At 63.0% G+C, this 19,865-nt stretch carries 10 protein-coding genes; 4 read left to right on the plus strand and 6 right to left on the minus strand.

Translation table 11 applies throughout. From position 1 onward, the window contains the following. Positions 1 to 50 precede the first annotated feature (50 nt). From HHL09_RS25425 to HHL09_RS25435, 3 genes are read left to right on the plus strand one after another with little or no spacing between them, the layout of a single operon-like run. Positions 51 to 5,090 (plus strand): DUF1800 family protein, encoded by a 5,040-nt coding sequence (locus tag HHL09_RS25425; RefSeq protein WP_169457463.1) that lies wholly within the window; start codon positions 51 to 53, stop codon positions 5,088 to 5,090. 24 nt (positions 5,091 to 5,114) lie between these two features. Then, positions 5,115 to 6,611, plus strand: coding sequence for a DUF1501 domain-containing protein (locus HHL09_RS25430; RefSeq protein WP_169457464.1), 1,497 nt, complete (start codon positions 5,115 to 5,117; stop codon positions 6,609 to 6,611). Positions 6,612 to 6,625: 14 nt separating this feature from the next. Then, a complete protein-coding gene (locus HHL09_RS25435; RefSeq protein ID WP_169457465.1) occupies positions 6,626 to 7,147 on the plus strand; it encodes a hypothetical protein in 522 nt (173 codons plus the stop codon). A gap of 6 nt (positions 7,148 to 7,153) precedes the next feature. Here HHL09_RS25435 and HHL09_RS25440 read toward each other — a convergent pair whose 3' ends face one another. The 3 genes from HHL09_RS25440 to HHL09_RS25450 all read right to left on the minus strand — a co-directional run bounded on the left by HHL09_RS25440 (position 7,154) and on the right by HHL09_RS25450 (position 12,424). After that, a complete protein-coding gene (locus HHL09_RS25440; RefSeq protein ID WP_169457466.1) occupies positions 7,154 to 7,519 on the minus strand; it encodes a hypothetical protein in 366 nt (121 codons plus the stop codon). A gap of 146 nt (positions 7,520 to 7,665) precedes the next feature. Continuing rightward, positions 7,666 to 10,938, minus strand: a complete 3,273-nt coding sequence (locus tag HHL09_RS25445) for an Ig-like domain-containing protein (protein WP_169457467.1) — start codon at positions 10,936 to 10,938, stop codon at positions 7,666 to 7,668. 592 nt (positions 10,939 to 11,530) lie between these two features. After that, the gene (locus tag HHL09_RS25450; RefSeq protein ID WP_169457468.1) at positions 11,531 to 12,424 is read right to left on the minus strand and encodes a hypothetical protein; all 894 of its coding nucleotides are present in this window, start codon (positions 12,422 to 12,424) and stop codon (positions 11,531 to 11,533) included. A 102-nt stretch (positions 12,425 to 12,526) separates the two neighbouring features. On the opposite strand from HHL09_RS25450, the gene HHL09_RS25455 reads away from it, so the two are divergent. After that, positions 12,527 to 13,387, plus strand: coding sequence for an alpha/beta hydrolase family protein (locus HHL09_RS25455; protein ID WP_169457469.1), 861 nt, complete (start codon positions 12,527 to 12,529; stop codon positions 13,385 to 13,387). Positions 13,388 to 13,408: 21 nt separating this feature from the next. On the opposite strand, the gene HHL09_RS25460 is transcribed toward HHL09_RS25455, so the two are convergent. From HHL09_RS25460 to HHL09_RS25470, 3 genes are all read right to left on the minus strand, one after another. Continuing rightward, a complete protein-coding gene (locus HHL09_RS25460; protein WP_169457470.1) occupies positions 13,409 to 13,963 on the minus strand; it encodes a CAP domain-containing protein in 555 nt (184 codons plus the stop codon). A 116-nt stretch (positions 13,964 to 14,079) separates the two neighbouring features. Continuing rightward, positions 14,080 to 16,317 (minus strand): TonB-dependent siderophore receptor, encoded by a 2,238-nt coding sequence (locus HHL09_RS25465; protein WP_169457471.1) that lies wholly within the window; start codon positions 16,315 to 16,317, stop codon positions 14,080 to 14,082. Between the two features lie 556 nt (positions 16,318 to 16,873). Beyond that, positions 16,874 to 19,816: an SUMF1/EgtB/PvdO family nonheme iron enzyme gene (locus HHL09_RS25470; RefSeq protein ID WP_169457472.1), complete on the minus strand. Its 2,943-nt coding sequence runs from the start codon at positions 19,814 to 19,816 to the stop codon at positions 16,874 to 16,876. Positions 19,817 to 19,865 lie beyond the last annotated feature (49 nt).

Consider the following 19,865-nt stretch of genomic DNA (forward strand, 5'->3'; position numbering starts at 1 on the left):
TCCCTGGAAAGGCGTCCCCCCGCGGACCGGTTTCCCTACAACCAGCCGCCATGAAACGCACGTTACGCGTCGCCGCGTTCGTTCTCTCGTTGTTTGCCACCGCCAAAGCAGATCTCGACCTTGATAGCAACGGTCTGGGTGATGTTTGGGAGGCGAAGTATCGTCCCGTGATCCTGCTGCCCGGCGGGGATAACGACGGTGATGGACGTACCAATCTACAGGAATGCGAGGCGGGCACGGATCCGCTTTCGGCTGACGATATCTTTTTGATCGGAGATATCATTCCCCAAGACAATGACCTCCGCCTGACGTGGAAGACACAGCCCGGGAAGCGCTATCAGATCCAGTGGACGCCCACGCCGAAGGTCGACGGGTCCTGGAACACGATTCCCGGGCAGCTCACCGGGATCGATGGGGAGCTGGCGATCACCACGCCCCGTCCGCTCACGCCGACGGCCTTCTTCCGCGTGATCGCGGGAGATGTGGATACCGACAATGACGGCCTGACCGACTGGGAGGAATTGCAGGTGGGCTTCGACCCGAATGCCGACAACCAGGCTTCCTGCGGCTGCGGCGAAGCCTGCGGATGTGGCGATGACTGCGCCTGCGGCGGCACCGATCTGGAGCGCATGACGAGCATGCTTCAGGGGACGCCCACCGTTTCGATCTCCGCCACCGATGCCGACGGCACCGAGCCGCTGGTGTCTCCCGCGACCGATACGGCCACCTTCCGCATCAAGCGCCGCGGCGGCATGGGCCGGCTCACGGTGGGAATCACCACCAGCGGCACGGCATCCGCTTCCGACCATGAAGCACTGCCGCCCACGGTCACCATTCCCATGGGCGCGCGGGAAGCCTTTGTCACGATCGTCCCGAAGCCGGACTCTCTCGCGGAGTCGCCGGAAGTCCTGACGCTCACGCTTGCTCCGGGCAGCGGCTATTCGCTCGGCGCCACGACATCGGCGGACGTGCTGATCCATGACAAGAGCGCGGCCAATGGCAATGGCCTGCGCGCGGAGTTCTGGAAGCACCCCGGCACCACGGCCAACAGCCCTTACTTCGAAGGGGCTCCGGTGCTCACACGCATCGATGCGACGGTGAATTTCAACAACAACACCGCGCCGTGGCCGGGCCCGCCGATCACGGTCGTCGCTGCCTCGAACTATTTCTCCAGCCGCTGGACCGGCGAGGTCATGCCGGAATTCTCCCAAGCTTACACCTTCTACACCACGAACAACGAGGCGGGCCGGCTGTGGGTGAACGGGCAATTGCTCATCAACAACTGGCCGCCCGCGACGGTGACCACCAACAAGCAATCGGCGATCATCTCCCTGGAAGCAGGCAAGCGATATCCGATCGTCTTCGAGCACTACAACAATACCGGCGGCCACATCTCCGTGCTCGGCTGGGCATCCCAGAGCCAAACGGAGCAGGTCATCCCGCAGGCCCGCCTCTTCGCCGATACCGCGCCGCGGATCCTCGGGCCCCTCGAGCTGATGACCTTCGTCAATGGACCCTCGGTGAACTACCAGATCACCGCCAGCGGCAAGCCGCTCTCCTACACCGCCACGAACTTGCCGCCGGGCCTGGCGCTGAATCCCGTCACCGGACTCATCTCGGGATCTCCGACGCAGGCTGGCGATTGGAAGGTCACGCTCACCGCCACGAATGCGAATGGCTCCGGCTCCGCCTATCTCCAGGTCACGGTGATCGAGACCAGCGGTGGCATCGTCCGCGAGCTATGGGCGGGCGCGGCGGGTTCTACCATCGCGCAGATCCCGGTGACGCAAGCGCCGACCTCCACTTCCGTGCTCCCCTCGCTGCAAGCGCCGGTGGATGCCGCCGATAGCTATGGTGCCCGCATCCGCGGCTTCATCACGGCTCCGGCTACCGGCGAGTATCGCTTCTTCCTCCGCGCTGATGAAGCGGCGGTGTTCTATCTTTCCGATGATGAAGAGCCGGTGAACGCGTGGAAGCGCGCCGAGCTGACCGCGCCATCCTCCGCGGCCGATTGGGCGGGTGCGGCTCAATCCCCGCTGCTGCACCTCGAAGCTGGACGCCGCTACTTCCTGGAGATCCTGCACAAGGAAAACAGCGGCGGAGATCACCTGGCCCTCGGCTGGGCGAAGCCGGGGCAGCCGGACAATGTGCCATCGGAAATCGTGCCGGGCCACGTGCTTACCCGCTTCGATGCGGTCGCGCTCGGTTCCTCTCCGGAAGGCTCGCTCTATTTCACCGCGCTGACGCCGCAGGCCGGTGCCGTGACAAATGCCTATGGCTCCGCCACCCTGCGCCTCTCCACGGACAAGAAGACGGCATGGGTGACGCCGAGCTTCGGCAATCTGGGCTCCGCCTTCTTCGCCATGCACGTGCATGACGACCGCCTGCCGCCGACTTCGAACATCGTCTTCGACCTGGATGAGCCAGGCGTGGAGATCCTGGCGGACGGTTCCCATGTCTGGCAGATCACCGGTGTGGGCTCGCTCACCGCGGAGCAGATCGCGGATGGCCTGGCACAGCACGCGTATCTGAATGTTCACAGCGTCGATTATCCGAACGGCGAAATCAAAGGCTACTTCCGCTCGCTCGATGGCTCCGCCTCTTTCACTCCGCCACCGGCCCCGCCGAGTTGGACGGCTGAAGCTGCCGCGGCGAATAGCAATGCGGCAGCTGCCTCGCGATTCCTCCAGCAGGCTACCTTCGGCGCGAATGGCGCGGAGATCGCCGCACTGCAATCGAAGCCATCCTATGATGCATGGATCGACGAGCAGTTCGCCAAGCCGGTGGGCAGGCACCTGCCTTACGTTGAGAAATACCGGAACGTCACCATTCCGAACAATCCGACCTACTCGGGCAATCTCACCTTCAATTCGTGGTGGAAGAACTCGATCGAGTCCGATGACCAGCTCCGCCAGCGCGTGGCCTTCGCCCTGAGCGAGATCATGGTGGTTTCCGAGAACGGGCCGCTGTCGGACCGGGGGAATGCGCTTTCCAGCTATTACGATACCTTGCTGGAGAACTCCTTTGGCAATGCCCGCGATCTGTTGGAAGCTGTCACGCTTCATCCCGCGATGGGCCGTTATCTGGACATGCTGCGGAATGACAAACCGAGCATCACTGCAGGCCGCATCCCGAATGAGAACTACGCCCGCGAGATCCTGCAGCTTTTCTCGCTGGGTCTCTACCGCTACCATCCGGACGGCTCGGTGATGCTGAATTCGAAGGGCCTGCCGATCCCGGTCTACGATCAGGACTCGATCATCGGCTACGCCCACGTCTTCACCGGCTGGGACTACAACTACACCGGCAGCTATGCCTCCTCCTTCGCGGCATCATCGAATTGGACGCTGCCGATGCGCGAGGTGCCTGCCCGCCATTTCACCGGCAAGAAGCGGCTGCTGAACAATGTCGTGCTGCCCGGCCTGCCGGTGCTCAATGGCCTGCCGCTCGATCCTTACGCGAGCCATAGCGGGGCGGCAATCTCCGGGGATCCGGTCTTCCAGGCGCTGGCCTCGCAGGAACTCGACTACGTCCACGACCAGCTCTTCAACCACCCGAACATCGGGCCATTCCTCTGCCGCCAGCTGATCCAGCGCCTGGTCACTTCCACCCCGAGCCGCGGCTACGTTTACCGCGTGGTGAGCAAATTCAACAACAACGGCGCGGGCGTCCGCGGCGACATGAAGGCCGTGATCAAGGCGATCCTGCTCGATTACGAGGCGCGCTCGCTGGTCGCGGGGAATGCCCCGGGATTCGGCAAGCAGCGCGAGCCGATCGTCCGCATTACCCAGCTCGCCCGCGCGTTTCGCCCGGCGAACAATTTCGGCGGAACCTACATACAGGATGGCGGCCTGATTTCGGTGAATACCAATCCGGCCGAGCATCGCATGGCGAACAGCCAGAAAGTGCTGCTCGGCTTCGATGGCGGCGGCGGTGTGGCCAGCCAGGATGGCGACTACACGTTGATCACGCCGGTCACCCCATCCGAGTTCACCGTCCGAACCCGTGATGTCCATCGCGGCACCTGGGCTCAGGTGGCCAATGTGATCACGGTCACCACGCCGGTCGATCACGGCTTCTCGGTCGGCCAATCGGTCTACCTCCGTTTCCGGAACGGCCACGCCGGCGCGCTTCAGAGCGGGGTCTTCGCGGTCACGGCCAAGCCCTCGAACACACGCTTCGAAGTGGCCGCGCCGGACGCTGTCCCGCGCACCGGGGAGTGCGATGCCGCGTGGTTCCGCGGTGGATACACGCAGACCGTCACCGGTGGCGTCGCCACCTTGACGATCACTTCGGGGACCCTCACGGGACTCGAGGACAATGCCCGGGTGATGGTGAACTTCACCCCCGGCACCGGTCAGACGCCACCGCCCAATGGCATCTACCTGGTGAAGAAGGCGCCGGGCACGGAGCCGCGCCGCTTCACGCTGACGCTGGAAACCGGCACGCCCTCGGTGGCGAACAACCTTTCCGGCACCTTCCATGCCGCGGCCTTTGCTCCGGTGCTGGACCGCAGCGGCACCGCGGTTTCCGGTTACTCGGATTGGAATGTCGGCAGCACGGACACGGACCTGGGGCAGACGCCCTTGAATTCGCCGACGGTCTTCAATTTCTTCGAGCCGGGCTACCGCCATCCGGGCGAGCTCGCCACGCAGGGCCTGGAGACGCCGGAGTTCCAGCTCAGCTCGGATACGAACGTGATCCGGCAGGCGAACTTCATCTTCGGAGGTATCTACCATACCAGTAGTACTTCCAACCTGACCTCCGGCTACACGAACGGCTTCAGCAGCTTCCGCACGGGCTCCCATGACATCATGATGGATTTCTCACCCTGGATGAGGACCCGCACCACCGGGACCGACTACTGGACGAATACCACGAACCTCCGCGATCTGATCAAGGAGCTCTCGAAGATCCTGATGGCGGGACAGATGAGCCAGGCGATGGAAGACCAGATCTACAACTTTGTCTCCCTGAACGCGAACATCACCTACAACGCCACCACGCCCTCCGAGGCCGAGCGCCGGAACCGCATCCGCGCCATCATCTATTTCATCGCCGTATCCCCCGAGCTCGCGATCCAACGCTGACTCATCCCCAAACACCCGCACGTTATGTCCACCATCGATCAGGACCGCGCCACGGTGCTCCGCACGCGCCGCGATTTCTTCCGCACCGCGGGCTGTGCCGCGCTGAGCTCCATCGGCGTCGCCAGCACGATCCGGGATTTCCGCCTGGTGAACTCGGCCCTCGCCCAAGGAGCCGGCCCCTTCACCTTCCCGGACTACAAGGCGATGGTCTGCATCTTCCTCTCCGGGGGAAATGACAGCAACAACCTGGTGATCCCGCGCGGTACGGCGCACGCCCAGTATGCCTCGATCCGCGGGAACCTGACGATCCCGGAGAGCCAGCTGCTGCCGCTCAATTCGCTGAACAACGACGGCAACGAATACGGCCTGCACCCGGCCTGCCCGGAGCTGCAGAACCTCTACAACACGGGCAAGGCGGCCTTCCTTTTCAACGTGGGTCCCCTGCTCTTCCCGACCACGAGGATCCAGTATCAGAAGAAGACCGTGGCCCTGCCGCCGCAGCTCTTCTCGCACTCCGACCAGGTCACCCACTGGCAGACCTCGCTCCCCGATCTTCCGCCGCGCTCCGGCTGGGGCGGCCGCATTGCGGACCTCCTGCACCCTTATCAGAACGAGTTGCTGAACGATCCGGCAAGCAGGGCGAAGATCTCGCTCTGCACCAGCATCGCGGGTTCAAACACCTTCGAGGTCGGCAACTCCGTCCAACAGTATCATGTCTCCACCAGCGGTGCCGTGACGCTTTCCGGCGCGGCACCGGGATCAACCCGCGAGGGCGTGGTCAGGAACATCGCCACGCTGCCACAGCACAATCTCCAGACCGGCGTGCTCGGCGATATCATCGACGATGCGATCGCGACCGGTGCCTTGCTCAACTCCGCCATCGCGCCCACCGCTTCCTGGACTTGGGACACGCCCTTCCCGACGACTTCGGTCGGCAACCAGCTAAAGATGATCGCGCGCATCATCGCCGCCCGCGGCGCGCTCAAGATCAAGCGCCAGATCTTCTTCGTGTCCGTCGGGGGCTACGATACCCACACCGCGCAGATGGGTGCCGGAGGCGACGCGCTGACCGGCAGCCATGCCAACCTTCTCGGCGAACTCAGCGAGGCCATCGCCGCCTTCCAAGGTGCGGTCGAGCAAATCAGCCGGCATGCGACCTATGGCGACGCCACCCTCGCGAACAGCGTGGTGGGCTTCACGGGCTCCGACTTCGGGCGCACTTTCCCAACCAATGGCCAGGGCAGCGACCACGGCTGGGGTAGCCACCACATCATCTTCGGGGGGAATGGAAATCCGACCACCGGCGCGGTCCGCGGCAAGCGCACCTACGGCACCTTCCCCGTGCATCAGATCAACGGGCCCGACGACACCAGTACCGGCCGCTGGATCCCGACCACCAGCGTGGATGAGTACAGCGCCACGCTGGCAAAGTGGTTCGGCGTGGACTCGAACCACCTCCCGGTCGTGTTCCCGAATATCGGCCGCTTCTCCAATCCGGACCTCGGCTTCCTCAATACCTGATTCCCTCGCCCCGCTTGAAGGTCATCGCCGCCACCATCCTCGCCATCTTGCTCCTCGGTCTCGCCCTTTGGCGGCCTTGGGAAAAACGCGAGGCATCGCATTCGCTTCCTCCTCCCGGCCCGGTGGATCGTCAGTTCCCTCCCGCTGGCGATCCGCCGGTCACCGGGCCGCCACAGCCGGAGCCTGCTCCTGCCGTGGCGACGCCGGAACCGGTGACCCCGGAACTCTCGGCCGAGGACATCGAGAAAGTCAGCTACGCGACCGAGAACCTCGAGCTCACGCTGCGTGACTTCGGCGCCGCGCTGGGCGGGAATCCGGTGGGAACCAATGCCGAGATCACCGCCGCCTTGCTCGGCGACAATGCGAGGCAGATGAAGCTGGAGCTGCCCGCGGGATCCTCGCTGAATGCCAGTGGCGAGTTATGCGATCCTTGGGGCACGCCATGGTTCTTCCACCAGCTCAGCGCGAAGAAAACCGAGCTGCGTTCGGCAGGACCGGACAAGCAGCTCTACACGCAGGATGACTTCGTGAGGTGAGATACCTCAAACCGGCCCACCGGGACTACAGCCGCCGGAGACATCGATCTTCTCGCTCTTGCTCGCACCCACCAGTTCGATTCCTTTGAAGCCGGTAATACCCTTCAAAGGGATGACCTCGGTGAAATCCTTGATCCCCTTCAGGCAGATGGCGCCTGGCAAGCATCCGGTTAGCTCGATTCTCCAGTAATCCGGGCAGCTGACATAAATGAGAGGCATCAATCTGACCTCGAGATTCATGCAGGGAGCCTGTCCGGAAACCACCAGGAACCAGGTATCGTTAACGATACCCGGAACTACTCCGGCGACCTTATAATCAAGAAGACGGCAAGCCGTCGCTGGAGCGTTATTAGCAAGAGTGGATATGTCCATGGGATGGGAGGGATGTAATCGAACAGCATCACAACTCCAATGGGATGACAACATGTTTTTACATTCTTAGTTCTATGCATGTTATCTGATTCCATACACTTGAAACCAATCCTAATGATCCGGATGCTGGAAACGATGAAGCACTCTCACGGATCACTCAGCCGATAATATCCGCTCTCTTCCGGAGCCATGAGCGCTACCTTCGCCGTTCCGTCCTCCCCGAGCGTCACCGCCTGGACCGGCTGCCAAGCCACGACGTTCCTCGACGACGATTCCAGCATATAGCTCCTTCCAGGGGTTCCGCTTGCTTGCAACAGCAAGCCGCCCTTCCTCGCCGGATCCGCGTGGACCGAAAGCACGGGCAAGAGGTCCGGCTCTAATGCCTGTGCCCCGCTCACCGCCTTTCCATCCTTTCCGTCCGCGAGGCTGCGCGCATTTGCAGCCGGAGGATTCGTAACCGTGATCGTGATCCATCCCAATCCAGACAGCGCGGTGCCGTCGCTGGACTTGAAGCTGAAACGCACCGTGCCCGTGAAGTTCTTCGGAGCCTTGTAAACGAGGTTCGGAACCTTGCCGGTCAGCTTGCCCGCCGATGGCTTGTCCACGACCACATAGGTCAGCTTGTCCCCATCGGGATCCGTCGCAGAGATCGGCACCGGCACCGCCGTTTTCCAGCTGGTCGTGTATTCGCGATCCGCTGGAATCGGCACCTGGTTGTTCGGATTGACCACGTTGATCTCGATCGCTGTCGGCAGCGACTTCGCGGTGCCGTCATTCACGACGAAGGTGAAGCGGTCCTTCCCCTTGTATCCCGGCTCGGGCGTGTAGGTCACCCCTGGCAAGGCAAGCGTGAGCGTGCCATGGACCGGCTTGGTGACGATGGAGAAGCTCAGCGCATCCCCATCCGCATCGCTGCCCGCGAGCGTCGTGCTCCCGGAGCCGTTCTGATTCACCACCATGCTCTGCGGCTGCCCCACCGGCTTGAGGTTCTTCTTCTTCACCTTCACGCTCACCGTCGCGGCGGCGGAATCCAAGCTGCCATCGTTGACCACATAGGTGAATTGGTCATTGCCGGACCAGCGGGTCTTCGGCTTGTAGACGACATTCGGAGGCGTGCCGGTGAGTGTCCCGTTGGCCGGGGCATTCACGATCCGGTAGCTCAGCGGATTCGCATCGGCATCGGTGCCCGCCAATTGCACGCTCACCGCCTTGCTCATCATCGTGGTCACCGCCTTGCCATGCGCCTGCGGAGGCCGGTTGGTATTGGCCACGCCGATCGAGACGGTTGCGTTCGGCGAGTTTGCCGAGCCGTCATTCACGCGGAAGGTAAAGCTGTCGCTGCCGGCAAAATCGTTCTTCGGCGTGTAGGTGAGATTCGGTGGCGTGCCGCTGAGCGTGCCATTCACGGGGGAACTCATCACCGTGAAGGTCAGCGGGCTTCCCTCGGCGTCACCGCCCGTCAGCACCACCGCCACCGCCGTGTTGCGCGGGGTCGAGATGGATTTCGGGTTGGCTGCCGGCGCGTCGTTCACCGGATTGACCGTGATGTTGACCGTCGCAGGCGTGGAATTCGCCGAGCCATCGTTCACCCGGAAAGTGAAACTGTCCCCGCCGTTGTAGTTCAGCTTCGGCGTGTAGGTGAGATTCGGAGCGTTCCCAGCCAGGGTGCCGTTCGCCGGCTGTGTCACGATCGCATAGCTGAGATTGGAAGACTCGATGTCGCTGCCGGAAAGGACGATGGACACCGGCGTGTCTTCCAGCGTCGTGGCGGAGCGTCCGTTTGCCAGCGGTGCATCGTTCACCGCCGTGATCGACAGCGCCACCGTGGCCGCCGCGGAAAACTCCCGGCCATCATTCACGCGGAAGGTGAAGCTATCGCTGCCGTTGACGTTGGCATTCGGCTTGTAGACCAGATTGGCACCGCTTCCCGTCAGCACCCCTTTTCCGGGACTGCTCACGATGGAATAGCTCAGCACATCCCCATCCCCATCCGTCCCGGCAAGCAGCACGGCCACCTCGGTGTCTTCATTCGTCGTCACGGTTCGCGCGCTTGCCACCGGTGGCGTGTTGCTTGCCACCTCGATCGAAACCGCCGCCTCCGCGGAAGGGAGCACCCCGTCATGAACGCGATAGGTAAAGCGATCGGCACCAGTGAAGCCCGCGGTGGCCTTATAGCTGAGATTGGGCGGCGTGCCGGAAAGCGTGCCGCTCGCGGGCTGGGTGACCACCTGATAGCTCAGGGCATCTCCATCCACATCGCTGCCCGCGAGCGTGACAGCCACCGCATTGTCCCTCACCGTCTTCACCGTCTTGGCCTGGGCCACGGGTTGGTCGTTTACCGGACTGATCGAGATCGTCACGGTCGCGGGAGTCGAAGTCAGCGCCCCGTCATTCACCCGGAAGGTGAAGGTGTCGCTGCCATTGTGGTTCGCCTTCGGCGTGTAGGTGAGGTTCGGCGGCGTCCCGGAAATGATGCCATTCGCCGGGGCAGCGGTGAGATAGGAAAGCGTGCTGCCTTCCGCGTCCGATCCGCCCAAGGTGATCGCCACCGGAGTGTCCTCCGCAGTGCTCGCGGTCCCGGCATTTGCCACGGGCGTATCGTTCACCGGATTGACGGTGATCATCACCGTCGCGGGCTCGGACTCGAAGGAGCCGTCGCTCACCGTGTAGGTGAAGCTGTCGTTGCCCGAGGCATTGGCCGCGGGCTGGTAGGTGCGGTTCGCCCCGCTGCCGCTCAGGGTGCCCAGGGCCGGCGGACTCAGGATCGTGTAGGTCAATGCGTCTCCATCGGGATCGGTCCCGCCCAGTGCGATCACCACGCTGCTGTCCTCATTCGTCGTCACCGATTTCCCGCTGGCCACCGGCGGATCATTCACCGGCGTGATAATCACGCTGACGGTAGCGACGGCCGACTCCAGCACGCCATCGGACACGCGGAAGCTGAAGCTATCACTGCCGCTTTGGTTCAGCCCGGCGCGGTAAGTAAGATTCGGCGGGCTGCCGAGCAGGGTTCCTTTCGAGGGTGAAGAGACGATCGCGTAGGTCAGCGCGTCGCTCTCCGCATCACTCGCGGAAAGCGTGAGGTCCTGCTGGCCTTCTTCCTCGAGCGTCAGGCCGGTCGAAAGGGCCTCGGGCGCGGTGTTCGGGGTACCCGGCATCGTAAAGGCGACCTCCGAGGACGGCTGGCTTGGCTGGCCAAAGCTATTCCGCGCGATGACCGCGAAGTAATACGTTGTTCCGGGATTCAGGCCACCGATTGAGGCCGTCAGGTTCTTGCCGGCATCGACCGTATTGGGGCGGCTGCCGCTGGCGGTCCCCCATTGCAGTTCGTAGCGCTGGATATTCGCTTCCGGATTGGCGAGCCAACCGAGCGTGACGCTTCCTGCCGTGGCGGCGAGGGTGCCGGAGGTCGAGCACATGAGTGCGACCGCGGCGAGAGCGATGGTGCTGAGGGGGTGTCTGGTAGAGGGGGGATTAGGGGTTGGTATCTTTGCGGCGACCAAAGAATTCATCTGCTGTCGACTGGGTGTGCGGTTTCACAAGACGGCTCCACGACGGGATCGTGGGGGGCTGGCGAAACGCAACTTCCGGCAGGGCGGCGTGGGGCACCGGGACCCGCCACTCCGGGGGAAACGGAGCAGAACGGTTGCGATCTCTGAGAGTGGCTGTGGGGAGGAATTCCTAGGGGGCAAACACCTTGCCGAAGGTCTGCCCGGCGCACCGCGAAATGCCTTTCAGCTGCGGATCGCCGGACTTTCTGGCGGGGGCACCATCAAGGCCGTGCAAAATGCTGCCGGGGCTTCTCAGGGAACTTCTCCGGCGGGTCAAACCCCGTTAGAGGCCTTGACGTTAGATACATAGTAGAAATTCCGGGAAACTTAACAAGAAAATCCCGCAGGCGTTTTTGAACACCACTGATATTCAGGTGTCTTCGCTCCAGCCAAGACCCTTCGAAACTCTCCGAACCGGGTCCGCAAAACCCCGAATTTTTTTCGGTCGCGCGGGTCCTGCTTAGCGCCGGGGACGCAACAATTTTGCAGCCGTGGCCGCATCCACGTCGAAGGTGCCCTTGCCGAAGGACTGCACTGTCCCGCCCTCATTCACCTGATACTCATAGGCTTTGATCGGCTTGGTGCCCTCGATTTCCGACATCAGGTAGACCCGCACGGTGAAGGCTTCCTTGCCGGTGCCTCCCTCCAAGCCTTTGACGCTGTAGGCGATATTGTTCACGCCATCCAGTGCGCCGCCGATCACCACCTCGGCTTCCTTCGCGTTCGCGAAACGGTGGCGGCTGACTTGGTTCACCTGCACCTGAACCTCGCGGCCCGGGCAGAAGACGTACACCTTGGCGATGTATTTCGCCCCGCCTACGGCCGGAGGGGTTGCGGGAACTGTGCCGCTAGCCTGGAAATCAGGAGTCTCCTCGACATACTTCAGGTTGTTCTCCGCCAGTTCCTTCCGCACGTCGGGCAGGCCTGCGAGGTTCACGAAATCAGCCTTGTCGTATTTCCAGCCCCCGGCGTTCACGAAGGAAATTACCAAGATGTTGTCCGTCGGTTTTCCCTCCACGCCGAAGTTCACCGGGCCAAAAAAAGCGGCCTTGGCAGTCGCCCCGCGCTCGGAGACGTGGATGGTTTTGAGATTTTCCAAGGACGGCGGCGGGGCCGGGAGGTCGAAAACCCCGCCCGGGAAAGGCCGTTTTTCCGAGACCAGCCGGTTCCGGATTTCCACCTGCCGGCTCGGCGCGGTGGTGCGCTGCCAGGCATTCACATCCCTCTTCACCACGGCGTTTCGCCATGCGTTGTAGCTGCTTACGAGCGCCTTGGCGGTGTCCGCCGCAGGGGCCTGGGCGAAGCTGGTCGCGGTCATGGCGGCGAGGACGATGGTAGTGAAGATGCGCGTCATCGGTGGAATCGATTGGACAAGCCCGCCCCGGACATAACAATTCTTTTCGCACGCCAGCCCGATCCCGACTTCCACCCCCTTCCCTTCGTTTCGTCCCCCTCGATGAGTCTGCTGCAAAGAACCCCGCTGATCGGACAAGCCCGGCAGCGGGAGATGCTGAAGTCGGCCACCACCTTCACCTATTCGGAGACTCCCGAAGGGCCATTGCAGGCGCATTTCTTCACGCCTCCCGGGTTTGAGGCCGGGGACAAGCGCCCGCTGATCATTTTCCTCCACGGCGGCTTCTGGGAAACGCCCATGGCGACCCAGTTCGTGCCGCACTGCCTCCATTTCGCGGAGCGCGGGGCGGTGCCGGTCACCGTGGAGACCCGCGTGTCATCGACCCACCGCACCGGACCGATGGAAGCGCTGCAGGATCTGCAAAGCTTCCTGCTCTGGGTGAAGGGCTACGAGCACCACTTCGGCGTCGATCCGGAGCGCGTGGTTCTGGCCGGTGCCGCGGGCGGTGCCTTCCTGGCGCTCGCGCTGACCCTGCCGAAGCTTCAGAAGGGTGAAGCCCCGCCGGTCTACAATCCCGCCGCGCTGCTGCTCTTCAGCGCGCTGCTGGATACCACCGTGCGCCCGGTAAACCAGCGTTTCCCGGACAATGCCACTGCCAAGCGCCTCAGCCCGATGAAGAACGTGAAGCGGAAGGCCACGCCGATGATCTTCTTCCACGGCAAGAAGGACCGCGTCACGCCGTACGCGAACGTCGAGAAGTTCTACAAGTCGATGCGCTGGCGCCGGAACAAGATCGAGCTGCTCGACTTCGAGAACGCCGAGCATTCCTTCTTCAACTTCAACGTCTCCGATCTCCACTACGAGCTGAGCGTCGCCGCCGCGGATCGCTTCCTCGTGGATCTCGGTATCCTCGCACCGCCCCCGGTGATCGATGAGGGCTTGGTCGAAGGTTCGATGATGTGAAGCCTCCGGGCCTTGGATCAATTACCAATACCTCCCCACTGACGGGCCTCTGCTTCCTGAGCCCGCGGCGGGGGCGTAGATCTGGGTGATCCAGATGTTTCCCATTTCGTCTTGGGCGATGCCGAGGCCGCTGAGGGCGTAGGGGCCGAGCAAGTTTTTCCGGTGGCCGGGGGAATTGATCCAGAGCTTCAGAGTCGACTGCGGGTCCCTGCCCATCTTCACGTGGGTGCGCATGACGTTCTCCGCTTTCTCGCTCACGCTGAAGCGGGCGGTGACTTGATCGGTGCGACCGGAGGCTCCGGAGTGGTCGAGCTTGCCGCGGCGAGCCATCGATTCGGAGTGCTCCTGCGCGAGGCGATCGAGTTCCTTCTCCCGTTTCAAGGAGCCGAGTCCATTCTGTTTCCGATAGGCATTCGAGGCGGCATAGACTTGCGAGCCGAGATCGCGCAGGCCCGGGGCTTCCACCACGCGGTGATTCCCGCCACCGCCGCCGAGCGGCCCGCAGGCGCTGACGAGCATGGCGATGGATGAAAGTGCGAGGGTGCTGAGAATCCGGACGGCGACGGGGATTTTCATGGTGAAGGTGGAAGCGCGGCTTATCCGCTCCTGCTTCTTTCGAAGCGGTCCTCCGCTGTCAATGGCCAATGAAAAGGCCCGGGTCTTGCGACCCGGGCCTCCAGGAGGGGAAATCCTCAGAAGGTGACCGTGGCGCCCAGCGTGAAGAGCCTTGGCGAGCCCGGCTGGATGATGTCCGCGACACCCTGGCTGGCGAGGTAGTAGGTCTCGTCCGCGAGGTTCTCGCAAGTCAGCTTGAAGTTCCAATTACGCCACGCGTAGTAGATCCCCGCGTCGAAGCGGACGTAGTCGGGAAGCACGAAGGTATTCTGGGCATCGCCATTGCGCTCGCCGACGTAAATCGCGCCGGCACCGACGCTGAGACCCTTCACCAGCCAGCGGCCGGTGTCGTAGCGCAGGCGCAGGCCTGCCTGGAAGTCCGGCACGTTGTAGAAGTTCTTCCCGTAGGTCGTGAGATCCATCGTGTCGGAGATCTCGCTGTCCATTAGCGCGAAGCCGCCTTGGACATCGAGATCCTCGGTCAGCTTGCCGGTGGCTTCGAATTCCACGCCGCGCACCTTCACCGTGCCGAGCGGGATCACGAAGACGCCATTCGGATCGGTCGGGTCGGCTTCCAGCATGTTCTCCCGCTGGGTGTCGTAGAAGGACAAGGTGGTGAGCAGGCGGTCATCGCAGAAGTTCGCCTTCACGCCGAATTCCACCGAGGTGGCTTCCAAGGCATCCGGGCTGTCACCATCGGGCAGGAGGCCGCTCTGCGGCTGGAAGGAATTGCTGAGGCCGGCGAAGAGCGAGACGTTTTCCGTCACATCCACCACGCCGCCGAGGCGGGCGCTGACATTGCCATCGGAGAAGCCGCTCAGAGGAGGCAGCGGGTTGACGGTCACGTTGCGGACGGCTGCGGAGGCGATGTCATACCAATCGTAGCGAACGCCGCCCAAGAGGTGGACGCGGTCGTTGATGTCCGCCTTGTGCTCGTAGTAGAAGCCGAGTTCCTGGAGTTCCTCCGAGTAGCGGAAGTTCCGCTTTGGCAATCCGACCGGCGGGGCTTGCGGCGGCTGGCCGTAGATGGGGCCGAAGATATTGATCGGACGATAGTCGTAGCCGTCGATCGTGCGGCTGTAAGTGTCCGTGTAGAGGTAATTCACTCCGAAAAGACCGGCGTGCTTCACGGAGCCGGTTTCGAAGTTCACGAGCAGCTCCGGCTTCAGGCCGAAGGAGTAGAGCTCCTGGTCGAAGTCGTGAGTCACCCGAGCCAAGGTGGGATTCCCATTCCATTCGTTCAGCCAAGGCCCCGGATCGCCCGGGCCCTTGTAGAGCAAGTAAGTGTAAGGATTCCGCACGCCATTGCCCATGGCGCGGTTGTAATCCACCTCACCCGTCAGGCGCAGGGTGAAGGTGTCGTCGATCTTGTGATTCCAGTAAACCGAGGTGCGGGTGTTGTGATTGTCGAAGTAATCGTCCGGCTCGTGGTAGCTGGTATTGATCGGCGTGAAGTCGTCCTTGAAGCCCGCGCCCTTCAGATACATCACGCCGCGGTCGTAGGGTTGATCGCGATACTGATAGTCAAACTCGACCAGCACCGAGCTGTCCTCGGCGTATTTCCACAGGATCGAAGGCGCGATCTGGTAGCCATCGGTGTGGAAGGCATCGCGGAAGGAATTCGCGGAGTCCCCGGAAACAATCATCCGGTAGAAGGTGCCGAGATCGCCATCGCCGCTGGGAGCATTGCCCAAGGGGCCCGTGCTATCGACGAAGCCGTGGATGTAGTCGTAGCTGCCTGCCTCGAAACCGAGGGTGGTCGATTGGGTGGCCTGTGGCTTCTTCGTCACGTAGTTCACGAAGCCGCCGGGCTCCCCCACTCCGAACTCCACGCCGCCGGGGCCTTTGAAGATCTCGATCCGCTCGATGTTGGCGAAGCGGCGGGAAGCATTGTAGGAGACGCGGTTCCGCATCCCGTTGATGTAGGACTGGTAGATGAAATCGAAGCCGCGGATGTTCACCAGGTCGCCGGTGCCGCCGCTGTCCTCGCCGGCATAAACGCCGGGAACGTAGCCAACGAGATCACGGATGCGCCGTGCGGAGGTGTCCTCGATGAAGCGCTCCGAGATGGTATTCACGGTCAGCGGGAGTTCCTCGATGGGAGACGGGAGGCCGGTAATGGAAGTCGTGGCGGGAGTGCCATAGGCACCGCGCGGGCCGTCGCCTTCGACCACCGTTTCACCGAGGGTGGCGGGCTTGGCAGGGTCGGTCTTCGGTTTTTCCTGGGCTTGGGCAGCGGGTTCCTGGGCGTGGAGAGCGGGAACGGAAACGGTAGCAAGGGCGATCGCCAGCAGGCGGAATCGGGCGGATTTCATGGGCGGGTTTGTCAGAGGCGGCGGAAGGTGGGACCGAGGAGGCGTCCCTCCGGCGCTGGGCGACTAACGGGTGGGCGGAGGATTTCTTAGGGAGATTTCGGGGAGGGAGGGTGGTTTTTGCGGGCCTGTTCCGCCTGTTAAAAGGTGGGGAAATAACAGGTGGGCGTGAGGGGAAGATCGAAGGTTGGACGCCCGGCGCAGACGGTTGAAGTGGTTGGGAGCATTTGATGGGAGTCTGGCAGGAGGTGAAGGTGGGTTTCTACTGCCAAGGTCGGCTTTGATGGAGATGAAGGAACTTAGGGTCCTCCCGGCTCCCCTTCAGGGAGCAATACCCTGGCCGTGAAGACCCAGGGTTGCGCGCTGCGCGCTTACCCTGGGCTATCTCCCGGTTGCCCCGTTGGGGCTCTAGAAGAGGGCGTGTTGCGCGACTCCCTGGGCTATCTCCCGGTCGCCCCGTTGGGGCTCTAGAAGAGGGCGTGTTGCGCGACTCCCTGGGCTATCTCCCCGTCGTCTCGTTAGGGCTCTAGAGGGGTCCTCAGGAGTCCATTCCGGAATTTTAGGGGAGATCCATGGCGGCGCGGAAGCCTAGGAGGTAGCCTTTGCTCTTGCCGTTGAAGCCGTTCCTGTTGGCGGAGCGGCAGCTTTCGGCGGCGCCTTCCCATGAGCCGCCGCGGAGGACGCGTTCTTCTCCGGAGGATGGGCCTGCGGGATCCATCACCGGGGCATGCCGGTAGTAGTCCGGGGCGTAGAAATCGGAGCACCATTCGTAGACGTTCCCGTGCATGTCGTGGAGGCCGAAGCGATTCGGCTGCTTCTTGCCGACGGCGGTGGTGCCATCCGGGGCGTTGCCATAGCTGACCTCCGCCGAGCGGCCCCACCATCCGGCGGCGCTGAGATCGGATTGATCCGGGCCATTCGAGTAGGCCGTGGTGCTGCCAGCGCGGCAGGCAAATTCCCACTCGGCTTCGATGGGCAGGCGCAGGGCATGGCCGGCCTTTTGCAAGAAAGCCTGCGTGTCTCCCCATGTCACCTGCTCCACCGGCTTGTCAGCCGCGGGGTAGTAGCTGGGGTTCTTGCCCGTCACCGCTTGGTACTGCGCCTGGGTCAGCTCGTATTTGCCGAGGTAGAAGGGCTTTGAAATTACCACGCGGTGCTGCGGCGATTCGTCGGCAGCGGCTCCCGATTCCCCGGCGCTGCCCATCAGATAGGAACCTGCAGGAACCAGCACCATCTCCAGCGGCGTACCTTGGAGATCGATGGTTGTCACCGGCGCAAGATTGGTACGATGGGCATAGTCGACCACGCTCTCCGTGCCATCCCAGAGCGGCCATTTCAGCGAAGCGGCGTCCACCGTGGACTCGCGGACCTCCGCCGGAGCCGGGGGCTGCACCATCATGGCTGCATCCGCCTTTACGGAAACGGCCAGAGGCAGGCTCGTCTGGATGACGCTTTCGCGGCTGAGGGAAAGATGATGAGGATTCTTCTCTTCATTTCCGAGCTGGTCCGAGGCTCCTGCCACGAGATCAATCTTTCCTTCCGGCGCATACAGCACATGCGACCAATCGCAAGCCGGGCCCTGCGTGATGCTCGCCTTCTCGCCATTCACGAGGACCTCCGCCACCTGGCCGTCGTCCACGGTCACGCCGCTGACTTTCACGCGCCCGTCCGCCAGCCATTCCCAGCCGGTGATCATCGTGACCGGTGCGGCATCGTCGACCGGCTCGACATAGCGCAGCAGATCCTCGCGAGTGGCACTGGCGCCCCAGTTATTGAAGAATTCGGAGACGTGGATGTCGGAAAACTTCAGGTCGATGTAGTCGTGCCCCGCCGCATTCGAGCGCCAGAAGACGTAGTTCACATCGTGCGCGGTGAAGCCCTTGATCGAGACGTTCGGCGCGGTGCTGTGGAAGCCCCAGTGGGAATTCCAGACGAGGAAATCCTTGATCCGGAACGGATGCTTGTAATCAGGCCCCACGCCCTGGACATCGCCGCCGAGATAGGCCGCACGATCGATCACATTGCCATCACGATCCAGATCCGCGGTCTCGCTCTGGCCATGGAAGCCGCCGAGGTTCAGGGCGAAGCGGCGCTGGCTGTGGGCCTCATTCCCATCGAAGCGGATGAAGGGCAAGGTGCGGACATCCACCTGGCGGCGCTTGCCATTCGGCTGGAGAACGGGAAGCACGGGCGAGAACTCCGGGGACTTCACCATCTGGAAGCGGTAGCCGAATTTCTCGCAGTCCACCGCGACGTTCCGCGTGAAGGCATTCAGGCAATTCGCCCACCAGAAGCCCGCGGCGTCATTCGTGTCGAAGTTCAGCACCTGGAGCGGCAGCGGTTTCCCCATCAGCGCCTGCACGGCGAGGTTGCGATCGAAGACATTGTTCACCTCCGTGCCATCCTCGAAGAAGTAGCCGTGGCCGATGCTGCGATAGCCCACGCAATCGCGCACGACGATGAAGTTCGAGCCATGGATGGTGACCCAGCGGTTCGCGCTATCCCAGACGCTGGCCCCGACGACCGAGCTGCCGCGCATGGTATCCGCGCAGAGGTGGAAGTGGATGGGATAGCGGCCGAGCACGTCCTTCTTCCCGAGATGGCGGAACTCCGCGTAGGAGATCGAACCCGCGGACCCGCGATGATACACGGTGTGGCCGCGGTGGCCTTTCGGATCGGCGGATTCCACCACCACATTGCGGCTGAGATTTGCCACCTCGCCGCGGAACTCGCCGCTGGCCTGGTGTTTGAACTTGAGGGGTTCCTTCAAAAGGATGCCGCGCGGGTCCGCGCCGAGAACTTCCGCCTCCTCCGTCTCCGAATCGTCGAGCAGCGACGGAATCACGCGACGGCCGTCCCGCAGCTGATAGAACTCGCTCATCTCCGTGGCGGGAAAGACGACGCGGTCCCCTGCCCGCCAACCGGTCGGCTCGGCGAGCTCGATCTCCCGGGAGCCCCGGGAAGCGCTGCTGCCGAGCTTCACCCAGGTCCGCAGCATCGGCGCACCATGGAAATCCATGCGCCCGCCGCAGGACATGATCGCGGGAAAGGACTCCGGATCCATGCCCTGCACGTAAGTCAGGCGGATCACCGCGCGATGCTCCAGCGGGATCGGGGCCTCCGGCGTGCCGACCTCCAGCGCAGGACGCTGGCCGCCCTCCGGCAAGGAATAGTCGGGCGAGGGCGCGTGGCACTCGAAGCCCTCTTCCCGGCACTCTTCCCCGGCAGCGATGCGGATCAGGCCGGTGCAGAGCAGGGTGTCCTGATCCCGGGCAAAGCTGAGCGTGCCGCCGACGTGGACGGCGCGGATCACCGTCTCACTCGACACGTCATAGGTCACCCGGTGACCCGGACGAATCAGGACCACGTCCCCGGCGGCGGGTTTTTGCCCGTTTTCCCAGGTCCCCGGGGCCGACCACGGGCCGCTGCCGGCGCTGTGGATTTCCGCTGCGGAAGCGTGCAGGGCGGCCCCAAAAAAGAACAAGGTGAGGAATCGTGGCATTTCGGACGGGGTGAGACGTCTCCATGGCACCACAAAACGCCCGGGGTTC

Source organism: Luteolibacter luteus (assembly GCF_012913485.1).
Classification (GTDB): domain Bacteria; phylum Verrucomicrobiota; class Verrucomicrobiia; order Verrucomicrobiales; family Akkermansiaceae; genus Haloferula; species Haloferula lutea.